The organism is Streptomyces sp. URMC 126, from assembly GCF_051386555.1.
In the GTDB taxonomy this organism is placed as follows: Bacteria; Actinomycetota; Actinomycetes; order Streptomycetales; family Streptomycetaceae; genus Streptomyces.
Map to the genome: position 1 here is coordinate 1 of NZ_JBPQTX010000905.1, position 269 is coordinate 269.

General features: G+C 44.2%; 1 protein-coding gene. It reads right to left on the reverse strand.

Annotated features, from left to right (window positions below; all coding sequences use genetic code 11):
- Positions 1 to 186: hypothetical protein (locus ACSNOK_RS34430; protein WP_436784654.1), on the reverse strand; the 186-nt coding region annotated here is incomplete at its 3' end.
- Positions 187 to 269: the final 83 nt, after the last annotated feature.

A 269-nucleotide genomic window follows, 5' to 3' on the forward strand; every position in this document is an offset into this window, starting at 1 on the left:
CATGACGAGATCTTGTAAGGTGAACGCATCTGCACCTGCAAAATAAGCAGCACTTCCTATAAGAAAATTTAGTGGCGCAGGCTTAGTCGTATTTTCATTGCATACTATGGCTTTAAAAACGTTGGAAGATATGAGGTTCTCTACCTTTTCGTCGTCTGTGAGAGGTTGGGGATTCGGGTTTTGCATGTAGACGGCTACTTGTGGCCAATATGATCGGCTTGTAAGCGCAGTACCCGTTATATCCCAAAGATTATGGGAGTATTCCGCAG